Origin of the sequence: Flavobacterium sp., from assembly GCF_027533505.1 — a bacterium.
Classification (GTDB): Bacteria; Bacteroidota; Bacteroidia; order Flavobacteriales; family Flavobacteriaceae; genus Flavobacterium.
In genome coordinates, this window is record NZ_JAPZUB010000033.1 from 1 (window position 1) to 16,383 (window position 16,383).

The 16,383-nt window shown below is 42.7% G+C and carries 14 protein-coding genes; 11 read left to right on the plus strand and 3 right to left on the minus strand.

Annotated features, from left to right (window positions below; translation table 11 throughout):
• Window positions 1–354: 354 nt before the first annotated feature.
• Complete coding sequence (locus tag O9316_RS07490; RefSeq protein ID WP_298205140.1) at window positions 355–1,035, minus strand: Crp/Fnr family transcriptional regulator; 681 nt, start codon at window positions 1,033–1,035, stop codon at window positions 355–357.
• 131 nt (window positions 1,036–1,166) lie between these two features.
• On the opposite strand from O9316_RS07490, the gene O9316_RS07495 reads away from it, so the two are divergent.
• The 11 genes from O9316_RS07495 (at window position 1,167) to O9316_RS07545 (ending at window position 11,867) form a co-directional block, all read left to right on the plus strand.
• Window positions 1,167–3,581, plus strand: a complete 2,415-nt coding sequence (locus tag O9316_RS07495; RefSeq protein ID WP_298205141.1) for a heavy metal translocating P-type ATPase metal-binding domain-containing protein — start codon at window positions 1,167–1,169, stop codon at window positions 3,579–3,581.
• Window positions 3,582–3,639: 58 nt separating this feature from the next.
• Window positions 3,640–3,834, plus strand: a complete 195-nt coding sequence (gene ccoS, locus O9316_RS07500; RefSeq protein WP_073363810.1) for a cbb3-type cytochrome oxidase assembly protein CcoS — start codon at window positions 3,640–3,642, stop codon at window positions 3,832–3,834.
• Window positions 3,835–3,836: 2 nt separating this feature from the next.
• On the plus strand, window positions 3,837–6,014 hold the full coding sequence (gene ccoN / locus O9316_RS07505) for a cytochrome-c oxidase, cbb3-type subunit I (protein ID WP_298205142.1): 2,178 nt from the start codon (window positions 3,837–3,839) through the stop codon (window positions 6,012–6,014).
• A 5-nt stretch (window positions 6,015–6,019) separates the two neighbouring features.
• Window positions 6,020–6,217, plus strand: a complete 198-nt coding sequence (locus O9316_RS07510; protein ID WP_298205143.1) for a CcoQ/FixQ family Cbb3-type cytochrome c oxidase assembly chaperone — start codon at window positions 6,020–6,022, stop codon at window positions 6,215–6,217.
• Window positions 6,217–7,152, plus strand: a complete 936-nt coding sequence (locus tag O9316_RS07515; protein ID WP_298205144.1) for a cbb3-type cytochrome c oxidase N-terminal domain-containing protein — start codon at window positions 6,217–6,219, stop codon at window positions 7,150–7,152. Before O9316_RS07510 ends, O9316_RS07515 begins: the two co-directional genes overlap by 1 nt.
• A gap of 59 nt (window positions 7,153–7,211) precedes the next feature.
• Entirely contained in the window at window positions 7,212–8,636 is a 1,425-nt protein-coding gene (gene ccoG / locus O9316_RS07520; RefSeq protein WP_298205145.1) for a cytochrome c oxidase accessory protein CcoG, read from the plus strand.
• Between the two features lie 286 nt (window positions 8,637–8,922).
• Entirely contained in the window at window positions 8,923–9,369 is a 447-nt protein-coding gene (locus O9316_RS07525; protein WP_298205146.1) for a FixH family protein, read from the plus strand.
• A gap of 3 nt (window positions 9,370–9,372) precedes the next feature.
• Entirely contained in the window at window positions 9,373–10,074 is a 702-nt protein-coding gene (locus O9316_RS07530) for a sulfite exporter TauE/SafE family protein (RefSeq protein ID WP_298205147.1), read from the plus strand.
• A gap of 24 nt (window positions 10,075–10,098) precedes the next feature.
• A complete protein-coding gene (locus O9316_RS07535; protein ID WP_298205148.1) occupies window positions 10,099–10,329 on the plus strand; it encodes a DUF465 domain-containing protein in 231 nt (76 codons plus the stop codon).
• A gap of 365 nt (window positions 10,330–10,694) precedes the next feature.
• Window positions 10,695–11,150: a DUF5063 domain-containing protein gene (locus tag O9316_RS07540; protein WP_298205149.1), complete on the plus strand. Its 456-nt coding sequence runs from the start codon at window positions 10,695–10,697 to the stop codon at window positions 11,148–11,150.
• A gap of 339 nt (window positions 11,151–11,489) precedes the next feature.
• Window positions 11,490–11,867, plus strand: coding sequence for a hypothetical protein (locus tag O9316_RS07545; RefSeq protein WP_298205150.1), 378 nt, complete (start codon window positions 11,490–11,492; stop codon window positions 11,865–11,867).
• A gap of 771 nt (window positions 11,868–12,638) precedes the next feature.
• Here the strand turns inward: O9316_RS07545 and hemN are convergent.
• Both hemN and O9316_RS07555 read right to left on the minus strand, forming a co-directional pair.
• Window positions 12,639–14,003 carry an oxygen-independent coproporphyrinogen III oxidase gene (gene hemN, locus O9316_RS07550; protein ID WP_298205151.1) on the minus strand — a complete coding sequence of 455 codons (1,365 nt, stop codon included), beginning with the start codon at window positions 14,001–14,003 and terminating at the stop codon, window positions 12,639–12,641.
• Between the two features lie 80 nt (window positions 14,004–14,083).
• Window positions 14,084–15,913 carry a DUF349 domain-containing protein gene (locus tag O9316_RS07555; RefSeq protein ID WP_298205158.1) on the minus strand — a complete coding sequence of 610 codons (1,830 nt, stop codon included), beginning with the start codon at window positions 15,911–15,913 and terminating at the stop codon, window positions 14,084–14,086.
• Window positions 15,914–16,383 lie beyond the last annotated feature (470 nt).

The window sequence follows — 16,383 nt, forward strand, 5'->3', positions numbered from 1 at the left end:
GGATACAATCTAAAGCTCCGATTTAACCAAATTAAAGAACTAATTATTTTTTGGTTACAATTATTGTTCAACTTTTTCACTAAAAATAAAACCACTATTTTAATCGAAATTTAAAATAGTGGCTTTTTAAGGAATGACTACTTATGACGATATTTAAAAAATTGCTACTTTTGATTTCAAATTTGTTACTAAGACCTTTTGGTTTTAGCAACTTCATCGTCATGATTAGTTACTAGTCGTTAGACATGAGTTGTTGGACGTTAGTCAAAGAGGACGTGTTAGAACGCCCATTTATAATTTAAAATTTATAATTCAAAATAGCCAAAACCGGTCTCTCCACCCCTCAACATTCAATCAGTCGGCCATTCGTTTGAGTTTTTGGCGTTCTTTCAAGGCGATTTTTTTACCAATTAATTCGATATATCCTAGCTTGTTGAGTTCTGACAAAAGGCGTATACAACTCTCCGTGGCCGTGCCAATCATGCCCGCAAATTCTTCACGGGAGAGCTGAATGCGCAAGGTGCCGTCGTCGTTTTTACCAAAGGTATCTTCGAGGTACAACAAGGTTTCGGCCAAGCGTTCTTTGACCGTTTTTTGGGCCAAAGTCACCATGTGGTCGTCGGCCTCCCGCAGGTCGCCACAAATGGTACGCATCATGTTCATCGAGAAATTGTTGTTCTTGTTGAAAAAGGACATGATTTCTGATTTAGGAATGAAGCAAACCTGCATGTCTTCGAGCGCTACGGCACTTAAATTGGCGGGCTCTTCACTGATCAACGAGCGTTGCCCAAGCAATTCGCCCGGTTTGACCAACTTAACAATCTGGTCTTTTCCGTTTGAACTCAGTTTCGACATTTTACAAATACCTTCTTTCACACAATAGACCCCATTGATGCTTTCGCCTTCTTCAAAAATGGCCTCTCCTTTTTTGATGGTGTACGATGCTTTACATGTTGCCATGTGCAGAAGCTCGTCTTTGGTAAGTGCTTTCAGGGAGCTGAATTCCCGCACAATGCACTGTTCACATTTACCCATAAGCGAGTGTTTTTGTTTTTGTTTTTTGTTTTTTGTTTTTTCAAATGTAGAAAAATATTCGCATGACAAATATCATATTTTACAAAATACAGTTGTGTGACCTTTGTTACAGGTAAAAAAATGAGCAAATTATGGACACAATGCATTGTTATCATTGTGGCTTAACAATTCAAAACAAGGAGGGTATTGTATTTGAGGAAAAAGAATTTTGTTGCACGGGTTGTAAAACGGTGTACGAAATCTTTAGTCAAAACGATCTTACGTGTTACTATGATTTTCAAGCCGCACCCGGGGCCACTCCCACGGATATTACTGGAAAATATGATTTTTTAACCGACGCCACTATCGTCAGTAAATTACTCGAATTTGAAGAAGCTTCAACCCATATTGTTTCACTGTACCTACCGCATATTCACTGTAGCTCGTGTATTTGGATTTTGGAAAATCTACACAAGTTACACCCGGGTATCGGCAGCGCGCAGGTAAACTTTCCCGCCAAAAAAGTACGAATCTCCTACCATCCCGAACAGATTTCGCTCAAAGCCTTGGTCGAATTACTAAGTTCGATAGGCTATGAGCCCTACATTAGTTTGGAAAATTACGAAGGGGATAAACACAAAATCGACCGCTCGTTAATCTACAAAATCGGGGTGGCCTTCTTTTCTTTTGGCAACATTATGCTCTTGTCGTTTCCCGAGTATTTTGAAGTCGAGGAGTTTTGGATCAACCAATACCGCGGCTTCTTTCGCTGGTTGATTTTCTTCTTGTCGTTGCCTCCTTTGTTGTATTCAGCCAGTGGGTACTATGTTTCGGCGTGGAAAAGTATCCGTGCCAAAATGCTCAATATCGAAATTCCGATTGCACTGGGTATTATTGTGATGTTTGTGCGCAGTACGGTCGATATCGTGATGGATTATGGGCAAGGCTTTTTTGACAGCATGTGCGGCTTGATTTTCTTTATGTTGTTGGGGAAATTGTTTCAGCAAAAAACCTACAACTTCCTGTCGTTTGAACGCGATTACAAGTCGTATTTTCCCATCGCGGTGACCAAGATTTGTTCGAACGGTACCGAAGAACCTGTGCAAGTTTATGCGATTGAAAAAGGCGATCGCTTGTTGATTCGCAACCAAGAGTTGATTCCCGTGGATGGTATTTTAATCTCGGAAAAAGCGGCTATCGATTACAGTTTTGTCACTGGGGAAGCGGTTCCTATTGAAAAAAAGTCGGGCGATAAAATCTACGCTGGCGGCAAGCAGCTAGGCAAAGTCATTGAAATGGAAGTCTTGTTTTCGGTTTCCCAAAGTTACCTCACCCAATTGTGGAGCAATGATGTATTTCAAAAGAAACTGAACTCCAAACACAAAAACATTACCGATCGCATCAGCCACTATTTTACGCCTGCTTTACTGTTGTTGGCCTTCCTCTCGTTTGGGTATTGGATTTTCATCGATACCGACACCGCTTTTAATGTGTTTACCGCCATTTTAATCGTAGCCTGCCCCTGTGCCTTGGCGTTGACGGCTCCATTTACGTTGGGCAATGTGTTGCGGATTTTGGGCAAACAAAAATTGTATTTAAAAAATGCCCAGGTTATTGAACAAATGGCGCAGGTCGATACGATTGTTTTTGATAAAACGGGTACCATTACGACCAATAAGAAAACGGCCATCACCTATGAAGGTAGCCCCCTAGAGGCGCACGAACTTTGGTGGTTGAAAAATACCCTTCGCGGCTCCAATCACCCTTTGAGTCGACGACTTTACGAGTATTTACCGCCGCAAGAGAAAGCAACGGTCACCCATTTTGAAGAAGTGACGGGCAAAGGGGTATTTGCTACAGTGGAAGGGCATTCGGTCAAATTGGGTTCGTCGCAGTTTTTACAACATCTCAGTGAAAACACCCACAAGAAAACCAAAGTGCATGTTGAAATAGATGGCGTTTACAAAGGCAGTTATGTGTTCAATAACCAATACCGCGAGGGCTTGGAGGCATTGTTTGAACGCTTGAGTGCTTCCTATCATTTGGTCGTGCTTTCGGGCGACAACGATGGGGAACGTCGGATTTTGGAGAAAATGTTGCCCGCGGGAACTACCATGGTATTCAACCAAAAACCCGAAGCAAAGTTGGCTTATATCGAGGCTTTGCAACATGAAGGCAAAAACGTCATGATGGTAGGCGATGGACTGAACGATGCTGGTGCTTTGGCCCAGAGTAATGTGGGCATTTCGATTTCAGAGAATGTGAATGTGTTTTCACCCGCCTGCGATGGGATATTGGATGCGTCTCAATTTTCGAAAATCGGCTATTTCATGCAGTACTCCCGCCATGCGATGAAAATTATCTATATGAGTTTTGCAATATCTCTCTTGTACAATGTTGTGGGATTGACGTATGCGGTAACGGGAAACTTGTTGCCCATCGTGGCGGCGATAATTATGCCCTTAAGTACGATTACCATCGTGAGTTTTGTCACTTTGATGAGCAATGCGTATGCCCGTGAGCGGTTATTTAAGGCAAAAAAAACAGTGAAAAATGCAGCAGAATGATAATTATCATGTTTTAAGCCAAGGGGTGAATCTAACTTTGTTAACACAAATTTAAGGTATGAGTGTCATTTATTTTTTAATCAGTATCAGTATCGTTGTGGCCGTTTTTTTCTTGGTGGCCTTTATTAAAGCGGTACAATCCGGTCAATACGACGACGATTATACCCCGTCGGTACGGATGTTATTTGACGATGAAATCATCAACACAACGAAAAACAAAAATCAATTAAATATAACCGAAGAAAAACAATAATTATGGAAATGCAACAATTTCATTACGACAACAAGATTGTTCGAAATTTCATCTATGCCAGTATCGTTTTTGGGGTGGTAGGGATGCTCGTCGGATTGCTTCTGGCGTTCCTCTTTATGTTCCCTAACCTTACCAGTGGTGTCTCTTTTTTAAGTTTTGGTCGACTTCGCCCGTTGCATACCAATGCGGTGATTTTTGCCTTTGTGGGGAATGCCATGTTTGCAGGGGTGTATTACTCGATGCAACGTTTGCTGAAAGCCCGCATGTTTAGCGATGTTTTGAGCAAAATTCACTTTTGGGGCTGGCAATTGATTATCGTAGCGGCTGCCATTACCTTACCGTTAGGATACACGACTTCTAAAGAGTATGCCGAATTAGAATGGCCCATTGATATTGCCATTGCGCTGATTTGGGTGGTCTTTGGCATCAATATGATTGGTACCATTATCAAACGAAGAGAGCGTCACATTTATGTCGCCATTTGGTTTTACATCGCGACTTTCGTTACGGTAGCGGTGCTTCACATTTTCAACAGTTTGGAATTGCCTGTGGCCGGTTTAAAATCGTATTCCGTATACGCAGGGGTGCAAGATGCCTTAGTACAATGGTGGTATGGTCACAATGCGGTGGCATTTTTCTTGACAACACCGTTCTTAGGAATGATGTACTATTTCGTTCCCAAAGCGGCCAACCGTCCGGTATATTCCTACCGTTTATCCATTATTCACTTCTGGTCGTTGATTTTCATTTACATCTGGGCGGGACCGCACCACTTGTTGTATTCCGCGTTACCCGATTGGGCGCAAAACCTTGGCGTAGTGTTTTCGGTGATGTTAATTGCACCGTCTTGGGGGGGTATGATTAACGGATTGTTGACCCTTCGTGGGGTTTGGGACAAAGTACGTACCGATGCCGTGTTGAAGTTTTTCGTGGTGGCCATTACCGGATATGGGATGGCTACGTTTGAAGGGCCGATGCTTTCTTTGAAAAATGTAAATGCCATTGCCCACTTTACCGATTGGATTATTGCACACGTTCACGTGGGGGCTTTGGCTTGGAACGGATTCTTGTCTTTCGGGATGTTCTATTGGTTGGTTCCTCGTTTGACCAAAACCAAGTTGTTCTCTGAAAAATTGGCCAATTTCCACTTCTGGATTGGCACCTTAGGGATTATTTTCTATGCGTTACCTATGTATGTATCGGGATTCACCCAAGCGTCCTTGTGGAAACAATTCAAACCCGACGGAAGTGCCTTACAATATGGAAACTTCTTGGAAACCGTGACGCAATTGATGCCGATGTATTGGATGCGCGCCATAGGGGGTACCTTGTATTTGATTGGGGTATTGGTGTTGGTATACAACATCGTGATGACTGTTCGTAAAGGCGCTGCCGTAGTCGACGATGTTGCGGAAGCTCCTGCCTTAGCGCCCATCAGTCCCAACCGATTGAAAGGCGAAGGCTGGCATGCTTGGTTGGAACGTAAACCGGTTAAATTCTCTTTGTACACCACTTTGGCCATATTAATTGGTGGGGTAGTGCAAATTTTACCTACCATTTTCGTAGAGTCTAACATTCCTACCATAGTTGCCGTAAAACCCTATACACCGTTGGAATTAGAAGGTCGTGATTTATACATCCGTGAAGGTTGTGTGAGCTGTCACTCGCAACTGATTCGTCCGTTCCGCTCCGAAGTTGAACGCTATGGCGACTACTCCAAATCCGGCGAGTATGTCTACGACCATCCGTTCTTGTGGGGTTCAAAACGTACAGGACCCGATTTGCACCGCGAGGGCGTAACGGGTAAACCCTTTAACGGTGGACGACCTGATGTGTGGCATTTTAATCATATGTATGACCCCCAAAGCATTTCTTCAGGGTCGATTATGCCCCGATACCAATGGTTGATTCACGACAAATTGGATACCCATTTGACGCAGAAAAAAATGGAAGCCATGGTCGCTTTAGGAGTACCCTATTCACCAGAGGAGATTGCTAATGCGCCTCAGCACATGGAAGCACAAGCCAAAAAGATTGAGGCGAGTTTGATGCAGGATACTCAAATCCAAAAATCATTTGGAGCGGAAACAAGTGTGCCGCTGAAAGACCGTGAAATTATTGCCTTGATTTCCTATTTACAACGCTTAGGTACCGATACCGCTGCTAAACCTAAACCTTAATTGACATGTTGAAGTTTGTAAAACATAATTTGGAAACGATTGCCGGGGTAGAAATTTACCCGATTATTTCCCTTTCGATTTTCTTTACGGCCTTTGTGTTGTTTACCGTTTGGGCCATGACCTACAGCAAGGAAACCTTGAAAAGCGTGAGCAATCTCCCTTTAAACGAAGACGAATCACTAACTGAAAAACATCATTTCTAATGAAAAAATTATTTCCATCCTACGTACGCGTGCCCTTACTCTTTGCCATTGTGCTGGTCGCTTTGGAGTATTTCATTGATTCGGGCGATAGACCGGCTTTTGTGAAGTATCCTATGGTAGCCTTGTTTTTGGCGGTTTTTCTCTTCCTTTTGGTGGCTATTGAAATTGTTGTAAGTGCCGTCGATAAAGTCACCTATCATTTATTGACCGACGAGCAAAAGAAACAGCTCGAGGAGGCGCAAACCGTTTCGTTTGTGGATAGCCAATGGTACCAACATTGGATGTCGAAACTTACCCGTTCGAAAGCCGTCGAGCAAGAAGCCGATGTGATGCTCGATCACGATTACGATGGTATTCGCGAACTCGACAATGTATTGCCACCGTGGTGGGTGTACCTATTCTATGTTACCATCATTTTTGCGGGGATTTACCTGGTGCGCTACCATTTCTTTGGCGGTGAGAACCAAGCACAAGAGTTTGAAACCGAAGTCGCTCTCGCCGAAGAGGAAATGTTAAAATTCAAAGGCAATAGTCCCAAAGAAACGATTTCCTTCGATCAGGTAACCGCCTTAACCGATCCAGCGAGTTTGTCAAAGGGTCAAGAAATTTATAAAAATGTATGTGCGGCCTGTCACGGACCTGAAGGCGGTGGTTTGGTTGGCCCCAATCTTACCGATGCCCATTGGTTAAATGGTGGCGGCATTAAGAATGTATTCAAAGTCATTCACGACGGTAGTCCTCGTAATCCTACGATGGCTGCTTGGGGGAAAACTTTAGATGCCAAAGACGTTCAAAAAGTGGCGAGTTATGTTTGGAGTTTGCAAGGGACAAAACCTGCGGGCGCCAAGCCAGCTGAAGGCGATGTATGGAAAGAAGAAGCTGCTCCCACAGCCGATGCTTCCAAGCCTGCGGATTCGATTCCTAGCGCAAAATAATCATTCACGGGTCTCAAGGCGACGCGGGACCCTTTTACTAAACCCAAACCCTTATTATCATGGCCAGTCCGTTGCATGACGACAGTTTCCGCGATACGATAGCTACTATCGATCAAAAAGGAAAACGCGCCTTCATTTTTCCTAAAAAACCTGTGGGACGGTATTACGACCGCAGAAAAATAGTCAGTTATTTCTTGTTGGTGTTTCTCTTCGGAGCGCCGTTTGTAAAAATCAACGGCCACCAATTTTTGCTCTTTAACGTTCTTGAACGTCGCTTCAATATTTTTGGATTTCCATTTTGGCCCCAAGATTTTCACCTGTTTGTCATTTCGATGATTATTGGGGTGGTAGGATTGGCACTTTTTACAGTGGCTTTCGGGCGTATTTTTTGTGGATGGTTTTGTCCCCAAACGATTTTTATGGAAATGGTGTTTCGCCGCATTGAATATTGGATAGAAGGCGACCGTAACCAGCAAATTCGTTTGGCTAAACAAGCATGGGATGGCGAGAAAATTCGTAAACGCGTTACCAAATGGGTGGTGTTTTACTTGATTTCGTTTGCCATTGCCAATGTTTTTTTGGCGTATTTGAAAGGGAGTGATACCGTTATCAATTTCATTAAAGAAGGTCCCACGCACAATACATCAACCCTCATTGCGGTATTGATTTTCTCGGCGGTATTTTATTTTATCTACGCATGGTTTCGCGAGCAGGTGTGTATTATCGCTTGTCCGTATGGGCGTTTGCAAGGGGTGTTGTTGGACAATAAATCGATCAACGTGGCCTACGATCATGTGCGGGGCGAAGGGGAAGTGGGACGAGCCAAATATGTCAAAGACGAAGATCGAGCTGCCGTAGGTAAGGGCGATTGCATTGATTGTAAAGCCTGTATTCATGTATGTCCCACGGGCATTGATATTCGCAATGGAACCCAACTCGAATGTGTGAATTGTACCGCTTGTATTGATGAATGCGATACGATTATGGAGCGCGTTGGTTTGCCCAAAGGTTTGATTCGTTATGCCAGTGAAGATGAAATCAACAAGAAGGAGCCGTTTAAGTTTACCCTTCGCATGAAAGGGTACGCAGCGGTATTGATGATTCTTACGGGTATTTTTATCGGAATGCTTTTCCTACGGAACCAAGTGGAAGCTACGCTATTGTCGATGCCTGGGCAGTTGTTTTTGCAAGAAAAAGATACGATTGTCAATATATACAATTGCAAAGTGGTCAACAAAACGACCACCGATTTCAAAAAGGTCACGTTCAAGTTGGTCGACCCTTCGGAAGGCGTGATTCAATTAGTGGGAGCCTCATCGCTTAAAATTCCCGCCGATGCGCTAGGCGAAGCGACGATGTTTATCAAAATCCCCGAACGTTTGCTACACGATGAAAAACTTGTGCTAAAAATCGAGGTGTATGAAGGCAATGAACGGATTGAATCGACGACGGCTAATTTTAACGGACCAAGGAGGTTTGATTAGTGAGCAGTGTTCAGCCCCGAAGGGTCGGGGGCAGTGTTCAGTGTTCAGTGTTCAGCCCCGAAGGGTTGGGAGCAGTAAACAGCCCCGAAGGGTCGGGAGCAGTGTACTGTAAACAGTAAGCAGTAAACACTAGCAGAATGGAATTATCAAAGTTCACTTTCTTAGAAAGCATTCTCCTTTGGAGTAAGGGGCTACTAGTCACTAATCACTAGTCACTAATCACTAATCACTATTCACTAGTCACTAATCACTATTCACTAGTCACTAATCACTAAAAAAGAACACCATGAAAATAAATTGGGGAACCGGAATTGTCATCGCGTTTATACTCTTTATGAGTTTTATCTTATTTTTTGTATTTCGCGTGCAATCCAATTCAAAATACGACAACGAATTGGTCGTCGAAAAATATTATTTGAAAGAGCAAACCTTTGAGCGGGATTTAGAACGCGAGAACAATGCTTTGCGACTCAAGGAGAAAGTGGTATGCACCAAAACGCCAGAAGGCATTGCGGTGGCTTTTCCACCCTCATTTGATTGTACAAAAATTAGTGGAAAAGTGTCCTTTTACAGACCGTCTAGTCAAAAGCTCGATTTCGAAATTCCGATTTCGTTATCCAGTCCACATTTGCTCATACCTAAAAGCGCTTTGGCAGACGGTCGTTGGGACATTTCCATTCAATGGAATTACGAAGGCAAAGGATACCTTAGCAAGCAAACCTTATTTTTTTAACCCATGTTGATCGCGGCTTTTTTTCTCGGCATCATTAGCAGTTTGCACTGCATCGGCATGTGTGGCCCGATAGCCTTACTCTTGCCGGTCGATCGTGCGAATACGTCCCGAAAAGTGCTGCAAATTATGTTGTATCACTTGGGTCGATTGACGTCGTATGGGGTGCTGGGACTCGTGTTTGGACTCCTCGGTCGTGGGTTTTACCTCGCCGGAATGCAACAGCAGCTATCGATTGTTGTGGGTGTTTTGATGATTGCCATCGCATTGATACCCGAAAAAGTTTTTGCTCGTTATAACTTTTCCCAGCCTGTATACCGGGCTATCGCGGCGGTTAAAAGTCATTTGGGACAACAGTTTAAGCGCAAATCGCCCGATGCGTTGTTTACTATCGGACTCTTGAATGGATTTTTGCCTTGTGGGATGGTGTATGCCGCATTGTTTGGGGCTTTGGCCATGCCGCGACTTACCGAAAGTGTGGGATACATGCTTTTGTACGGTTTGGGAACGGTACCGTTGATGAGTCTGGTGGTGTATGTCCAATCGTGGATTACGGTTCCGGTGCGGCAGCGGCTGCAACAACTGATTCCTGTGGTAGCGGTAGGTATCGGCGTCTTGTTTATTGTTCGCGGTATGGGGTTGGGTATCCCGTATATTTCGCCCACAACGACCACGCTTTGGGTGCAAGCGCAAGCCCATTGTCATTAAATCAAACACTAAAAATCAATAGGTATGGAACGACATAGTTTACTACATGAATTTCCCGAACTCGCCGAACGCATTCACACGTTGAAAGTGAGCGATGTTCATTTTCGCAAATTATTTGATGCTTACGATGCATTGGAGCATCAAATTCACCGCATTAACACGAGCGAAGAGGTGGTTACAGACGAACACGCCCATGTGTTAAAAGCAAAATTACTCCATTTGAAAGACGACCTATACCGTCGCTTGCAAACGTAATTTTTTGGGTTTAGAATGAAAAGCACGCTGGGAGGCGTGCTTTTTAATTATGAGTTATGAGTTATGAGTCATCAGTTGTCAGTAAACAGTGAGCAGTTGTTAGTAAACAGTGAGCAGTTGTTAGTTTGTTTTATTGCAAATGAAAACGGTTAATTTCCAACCCCGCTATCTTGGTACCGAAGCTTCGGAGTTTTCACATGGTGTATTCACTAAACAAAGTTTTACAATCCTTTCCCGATTTTTTAGTCTCAAGAAAGATGAGTCCTGAAATGTAGTTTTTTTCAAAAAAACATTTAAATTAGATAGTTTAAACGTATTTTGTACTAGCAGTGAAGCATGATATTCTTAATCAAAATGATGTTGAAATGAAAGAACTAATTCCGACAATTAATGAAATTGTTAAGTATGGATTACACCCCAACTTGATAGTAGCTGATAAAGAAAAATTGTTGGAGAGACATCTTGTAAAAATTTACGACTTATATTTTGATATTGAATATGAATTCGACGAAAATGACTATCCGGAATTTGACAAATCGCAACTTCCTGACATTAGAAGTAATATTACCAGCAATTTTATAGACTTTGGCTTCTACAAAACAGTTCTTGATATTTATGACTTTGTCAACTTAAAAGATAGTGCTCTTGGCGATGCGATTGACGACCTTTCAGATATTATCATAGACCTTTTAGAAGTCAAATGGCGAATTCAAAATAACAGTTTGGCCGATGGACTATGGTTTTTTGAACTCATTTTTCACAGCCATACGCAGCAACATATTATCGACCTTTTAAACTTTATGAAACAAAAAAATGCGTGAATTCTAAATTTCATTTTATCCAGCGCCGCAACAGTATCCCGACTTTGTAGTCCGGTTGTACACTTTTCAATCCCAATCACGTGTTTTTTCATTCTGTTACCAATCTAAAACCTCATTTGACAGCTTATGAAAACTATGTATACTTTTTGCTGTTTGATTTTTTTCTTATCCTGCACAAAAAAAGAGAATCGCATCACTCCAATGCAGCAACTAACCACGTCAGAAAATGATATTTATCTAGCAATTCGGCTTTTGTTTGAAGCCATAAGCAGTGTGGAACAGTTGGAGGGCAATCAATAATACCCGTATCTTGTTGATCGTCTCGATCTACCGCTATTTGTGGATCAAAATCCTTCGTTAAAAAAAAGAATAATAGCCTACTTTGATCAGGATTCTGTTTCCCTTCAAATGCAATGCAAAAAATGGCACCATTTCAAGTTGGAACCCCAACGCATTCCTTTCAAAACCTTACTTTCAGCCCACGATTTAGTAAATTTATACGATTCTAAAGCAACCGATCGGTCATCACGTTTTTTACAGAATTACCAAAAGAAGTATGGAAATCATGGTTTTTATCAGGTGAGTATCCCCGTTTTTTCACGAGATAAAAAAGTTTTTTACATCGACTTGAATACCTTTGGGAGTGGACAATCGTTTCTTTTTACGTTTAAAAATGGAAAATGGACCCATCGAGTGGTGTCTACATGGATGTCTTGATAAAAAACCTTTGTTCAAATGTGAGTTATATACATGCCAACGCGTTAAGCTATGGTTTTATTCGTTTGCAAAACATCTTTTTTGGCTTGTATATTTGTTAAATAAAAAAAGTACCAAGTTTTATTCAAAGTCGTTTTTTAAATTAATACATGTATCGTATGAAAAACCTGCCCAACAAACTGCTTTTTCTCTTTCTGTGTTGTTTTATAACGGGAACCGTCAACATAATAGCGTCCTTCAGTCTCGAAAGGGATTTTTTTGGTCCTGATTTTTATGTTGCGCTTTTCGTAGGTAGCGGATATTGGTGCTTTTTACTCGTGTTGGGCAAACTTGAACATTGGTCCTTTCGAAAACAAAAAACGAAGAAAGCCCCTGAGAAGCTAAGCTCCTGAGTTGCTGAGCTGGCTTTCTGAAGATGAGTCTGTTCACTAGTAGTTGGATTATACTATTCCACTAAGTACAACTTGATACCTATAAAAGCCGCTGAGAGGCTGAGCTCCTGAGCTCCTGAGCAGCTTAGCTTCTGAGCAAGTCTTCTGTAGATGAGTCAGTTCACTAGCAGTTACCTTACACTTTTCCACCTTTTCCACTTTTCCACCAAACACAACCTGATATCTATAAAAGTCGCTGAGAAGCTGAGTCTCTAAGCTCCTAAGCTTGCTTCCTGTAGAATAGTAAGTTCACTAGCAGGTACAACTACACTTTTCCACCTTTTCCACTTTTCCACCAAACACAACCTGAAACTTGAAACCTGAAACCTGAAACTTCACCCTACACCGTCATCGAAAACAACTGGGTCTGCGGAGCCGAACGTTGCAAATGCAAGTCAAAGGCCATACAAATGTTACGGATAAAAGGTTTCCCTTTTTCGGTGACCACTAGGTGATCCAATCCGATAATCACCAACCCGTCGTGTTCCATCTCTTGTAATTGTGCCAAAACCGTTGGAATCTCCTTGAAATAGCGATCTTCGGTTTCCCACTGGGTTTCAAAATGACACATTAAATTGAGAATATGACGGCGGATGATCAGGTCTTCCTCGCTGAGAAGATGGCCCCGAAATACGGGTAATTCATTGGCCTCCAGGCGGGCATAGTAGGTCTCTAAGACCTTTTCGTTTTGCGCAAACCCATACCAACTGTCCCCAATCGACGAGACTCCCAATCCGATCATGACTTTGGTTTGCGTCACGGTATAGCCCATGAAGTTCCGGTGCAAAGTGCCATTTTCAAAAGCATGGTACATCGCATCGGTGGTTCGTGCAAAATGGTCCATGCCAATTTCGTGATAGCGGTGCGCCAACAAGCGTTTTTTTCCTTCTTCATACAATTGCCGTTTCACTTCGTCACGCGGTACATCTTGATCTTGGAAACCACGTTGGCCATTGCCTTTGATCCACGGGACATGCGCATAGCTGTAAAAAGCTAAGCGGTCGGGGAGTAGGGATTTGGTTTTGTCGATGGTGTCTTCCACATCGGCCAGGGATTGAAAGGGCAACCCAAAGATGATATCATGTCCGATGGACGTATACCCAATTTCCCGGGCCCAAAAAGTAACTTTTGCCACTTGGTGAAACGATTGCACGCGATGTATGGCGTTCTGAACGGTAGCCGAATAATCCTGCACTCCAAAGCTCACGCGACGAAAACCAAGGTCGTACAACACTTGTAAATGTTCGCGAGTAGTATTGTTGGGATGCCCTTCGAAGCTGAATTCATATTGAGGTACTACATGTGCTTCTTTCAAAATTCCGTTGATGAGTCGCTTCAGATTTTCAGGCGAAAAAAAGGTAGGTGTGCCACCCCCTAAATGGATTTCGCGTATGTGAGGTTTCTTAGGCAATAGTTCACAGTACAAATTCCACTCTTTCAATACCGCCTCGATATAAGGATGCTCCACTTCATGCCGCTTGGTAATGCGTTTGTGACAACCACAGAAGGTACATAAACTTTCGCAGAAGGGAAGATGAATATAGAGACTAATGCCTTGCGTCGCATTGGTTTCAAGAAAGGCTTGGGTCAAGGTTTGGAGCCATCCTTCGCTGCTAAAAGCCGCATCATTCCAATACGGAACCGTGGGATAACTAGTGTATCGGGGTCCCGGCACGTTGTATTTTTGAATGAGAGAAGTGGCCATGGCTATAGAATTTAGCCCAAAGATAGGGTGTGGCTATGGCGTAGGGTATGATATTTATCATGCACCAAAAAAAAATCCGCTTATTCAGCGGACTCTTGTTGTTGTTTTATCAAAATATTAATTTGTTTAAGCTTCTCTTTCCAAGTGGCTAAATCCGCTTTATGGCGCTCGATGTTTTTCTTCACTTCGTTGACAATGGGATTGTTTTTGGCATTTTGGAAGAATTGAATATTGTTTTCCAACTGGAAGATTTCATGCTGCACTTCGTCAATTTTACGCATGATAAACAATTTTTCATGATCCAACTTGCGACTGCCATCGCCCGCTAAGGTTTCCAATTTGCTTGAAAAACGATGCATCTCACCTTCTTTTTTGCTGGCGCTTAATTTTTCAAACAAGGCATCCAAAATTTTGTTGAATTTCCCCTCAATGTGACGGCGGTTGAAAGGAACTTTACCAAAACTCTTCCATTGTTCGATATGCGCTTTAATGGCATCTAAGTCGGTTTTATGATCCCCCACCAATTCAAAAGAACGCAATTGTTCTAAATACGCTTTTTTGTTGTTAAACGCTTCCAATTCGACCGAATTCTCTTCTTTTTTGCTGTCTTTCAAGCGGTCAAAATAGGTATTGCAAGCGTCTTTAAATTCTTTCCATAAACTGTCGGAGAATTTACGAGGCACATGGCCAATCGTTTTCCACTCCTCCTGAATTTGTTTCATGATGGGCGTTGTCGCCGCAAAATCCTCAGCGTTTTTCAATTCATGGGCACGCGCTACAAGGGCTTGCTTGCGACTCAAATTGTCGTTTTGTCCCTTTTTAATGTCCTTGTAGAAGGAATTTTTTAAAGCATTAAAATTACGAACGGCGGTTTTAAACGCAGCCCATGTCGCTTCATTTACCTCAGACGGCACTTTACCTGTAGCAAAAAAGGTATTGCGTAACGCTTCAACTTTAGCTATTTGTTGCACCCATAAGGCATGGCTGTCCACACGCTCGGTCGCAAGTACTTCCAAAGCGGCAATGATTTCTTGCTTTTTCGCTAGATTTTCCTGTTCGCGTTTACGGAATTCTTCAGAGAGTGATTCGCGTTTGTCATGCATTTGCTTGGTCAGCTCGCTAAAACGTTGCCACAAACTCTCACGAACGTCTTTGGAAACGGGACCAATATCTTCTTTCCAAATGCGGTGTAGGTCTTGCAACTCGCGGAAGGCTTTGTTGATATCGCTTTCTTGGGTTAACTCCTCAACACGTGCAATAATCAGTTGCTTTTGCTCTAAATTATTTTTAAATTCCAAATCACGCGCCTCACGGTCCAAATGCAAAACATCATAAAAGTTTTCCAAATGGAAGTGGTAGTTGTTCCAAACGTGATTGTATTTGTCTTTTGGGATAGGACCCGCATTTTTCCAGCGTTCGCGAATGTCAGCAAGCTGTTTCAAGGCTTGGGCAATATTACCTCCGGATTGGGCGACCACATTTTTCAATTCTTCAACTAATGCTTCACGTTTCTCCAAATTGGATTTTAACGCATTTTGCAACGATTTGAAATGGGCATTCTTTTTGTCACGGTACGTGGTATAAAGCGTGTCAAATCGCTTTTTTAAAGGGAAATCGTAGTGAAAATCTTCTGTTGTATCGGGGTTTTCCGCCAAAAACTCATCGCGTTTTTCATCGATAAAATGGTGGAATTTGGAAAGGAAAGCTTTGCGCACTTCTTCTACATGCTCACGAACAGTCATCACTTGCTCAACAGCGACGAGACCTTCTAAAGCCGTAACCAATTGTTCCATAGAAAACGCATCATAATCTTCCATCGGAATCTCGTGACGTCCCTTGAGGGTCTCATCTTCACTTTCTTCGGCATTGGCTTCTGCGATAGCACTTAGGGCCTCCTCATGGGATTCCATGACCGCGGGTTCCTGACTTTCTTCGGCAGACACCGCTTTTGTGGTTTCAGAAAGAGCCGTTTCAACGCTTTCAGGAGTTGCTTCGGCCGCTGTGTTTTCATGCGATTCCACAGCAGTTTCAGGCGCTACAGGAGCATCGGCTTCTTCACCAGAAATTACCTCAATTTCGGGCGTTTCTTCTGGTTCCTCCGATAAAGCAGCTTCCACTTCGGTATCGGGAATTGGACTTTCTACAGGAGTTGATTCCTCAGGAGTAGGTGCGTTTTCACTCGTGTTCGCGTCTACATTCGCTTGATTTTCCATTCCATCTGAACCGTCCATTTCGGGATTCAGGTTGTCATTCACTACTTCAGACATTCGTTTAGGTTGTAGGGGTTATACAATAATTAGGGCGAAAGATACTAAAGTCGTCCTAAAATTCAAAGTAAATGCTACGTTTCTGTATGTAAAGAAATTGAAAAGTCCGTATT

Excerpts from the sequence above, each read along its gene's own strand:
- O9316_RS07515 (WP_298205144.1), top strand. The coding sequence starts at position 6,217 with ATGAAAAAATTATTTCCATCCTACGTACGCGTGCCCTTACTCTTTGCC.
- hemN (WP_298205151.1), bottom strand. The coding sequence starts at position 14,003 with ATGGCCACTTCTCTCATTCAAAAATACAACGTGCCGGGACCCCGATAC.
- O9316_RS07495 (WP_298205141.1), top strand. The coding sequence starts at position 1,167 with ATGGACACAATGCATTGTTATCATTGTGGCTTAACAATTCAAAACAAG.
- ccoN (WP_298205142.1), top strand. The coding sequence starts at position 3,837 with ATGGAAATGCAACAATTTCATTACGACAACAAGATTGTTCGAAATTTC.
- O9316_RS07555 (WP_298205158.1), bottom strand. The coding sequence starts at position 15,913 with ATGGAATCCCATGAGGAGGCCCTAAGTGCTATCGCAGAAGCCAATGCC.
- ccoS (WP_073363810.1), top strand. The coding sequence starts at position 3,640 with ATGAGTGTCATTTATTTTTTAATCAGTATCAGTATCGTTGTGGCCGTT.
- ccoG (WP_298205145.1), top strand. The coding sequence starts at position 7,212 with ATGGCCAGTCCGTTGCATGACGACAGTTTCCGCGATACGATAGCTACT.
- O9316_RS07535 (WP_298205148.1), top strand. The coding sequence starts at position 10,099 with ATGGAACGACATAGTTTACTACATGAATTTCCCGAACTCGCCGAACGC.
- O9316_RS07490 (WP_298205140.1), bottom strand. The coding sequence starts at position 1,035 with ATGGGTAAATGTGAACAGTGCATTGTGCGGGAATTCAGCTCCCTGAAA.
- O9316_RS07510 (WP_298205143.1), top strand. The coding sequence starts at position 6,020 with ATGTTGAAGTTTGTAAAACATAATTTGGAAACGATTGCCGGGGTAGAA.
- O9316_RS07525 (WP_298205146.1), top strand. The coding sequence starts at position 8,923 with ATGAAAATAAATTGGGGAACCGGAATTGTCATCGCGTTTATACTCTTT.
- O9316_RS07540 (WP_298205149.1), top strand. The coding sequence starts at position 10,695 with ATGAAAGAACTAATTCCGACAATTAATGAAATTGTTAAGTATGGATTA.
- O9316_RS07530 (WP_298205147.1), top strand. The coding sequence starts at position 9,373 with ATGTTGATCGCGGCTTTTTTTCTCGGCATCATTAGCAGTTTGCACTGC.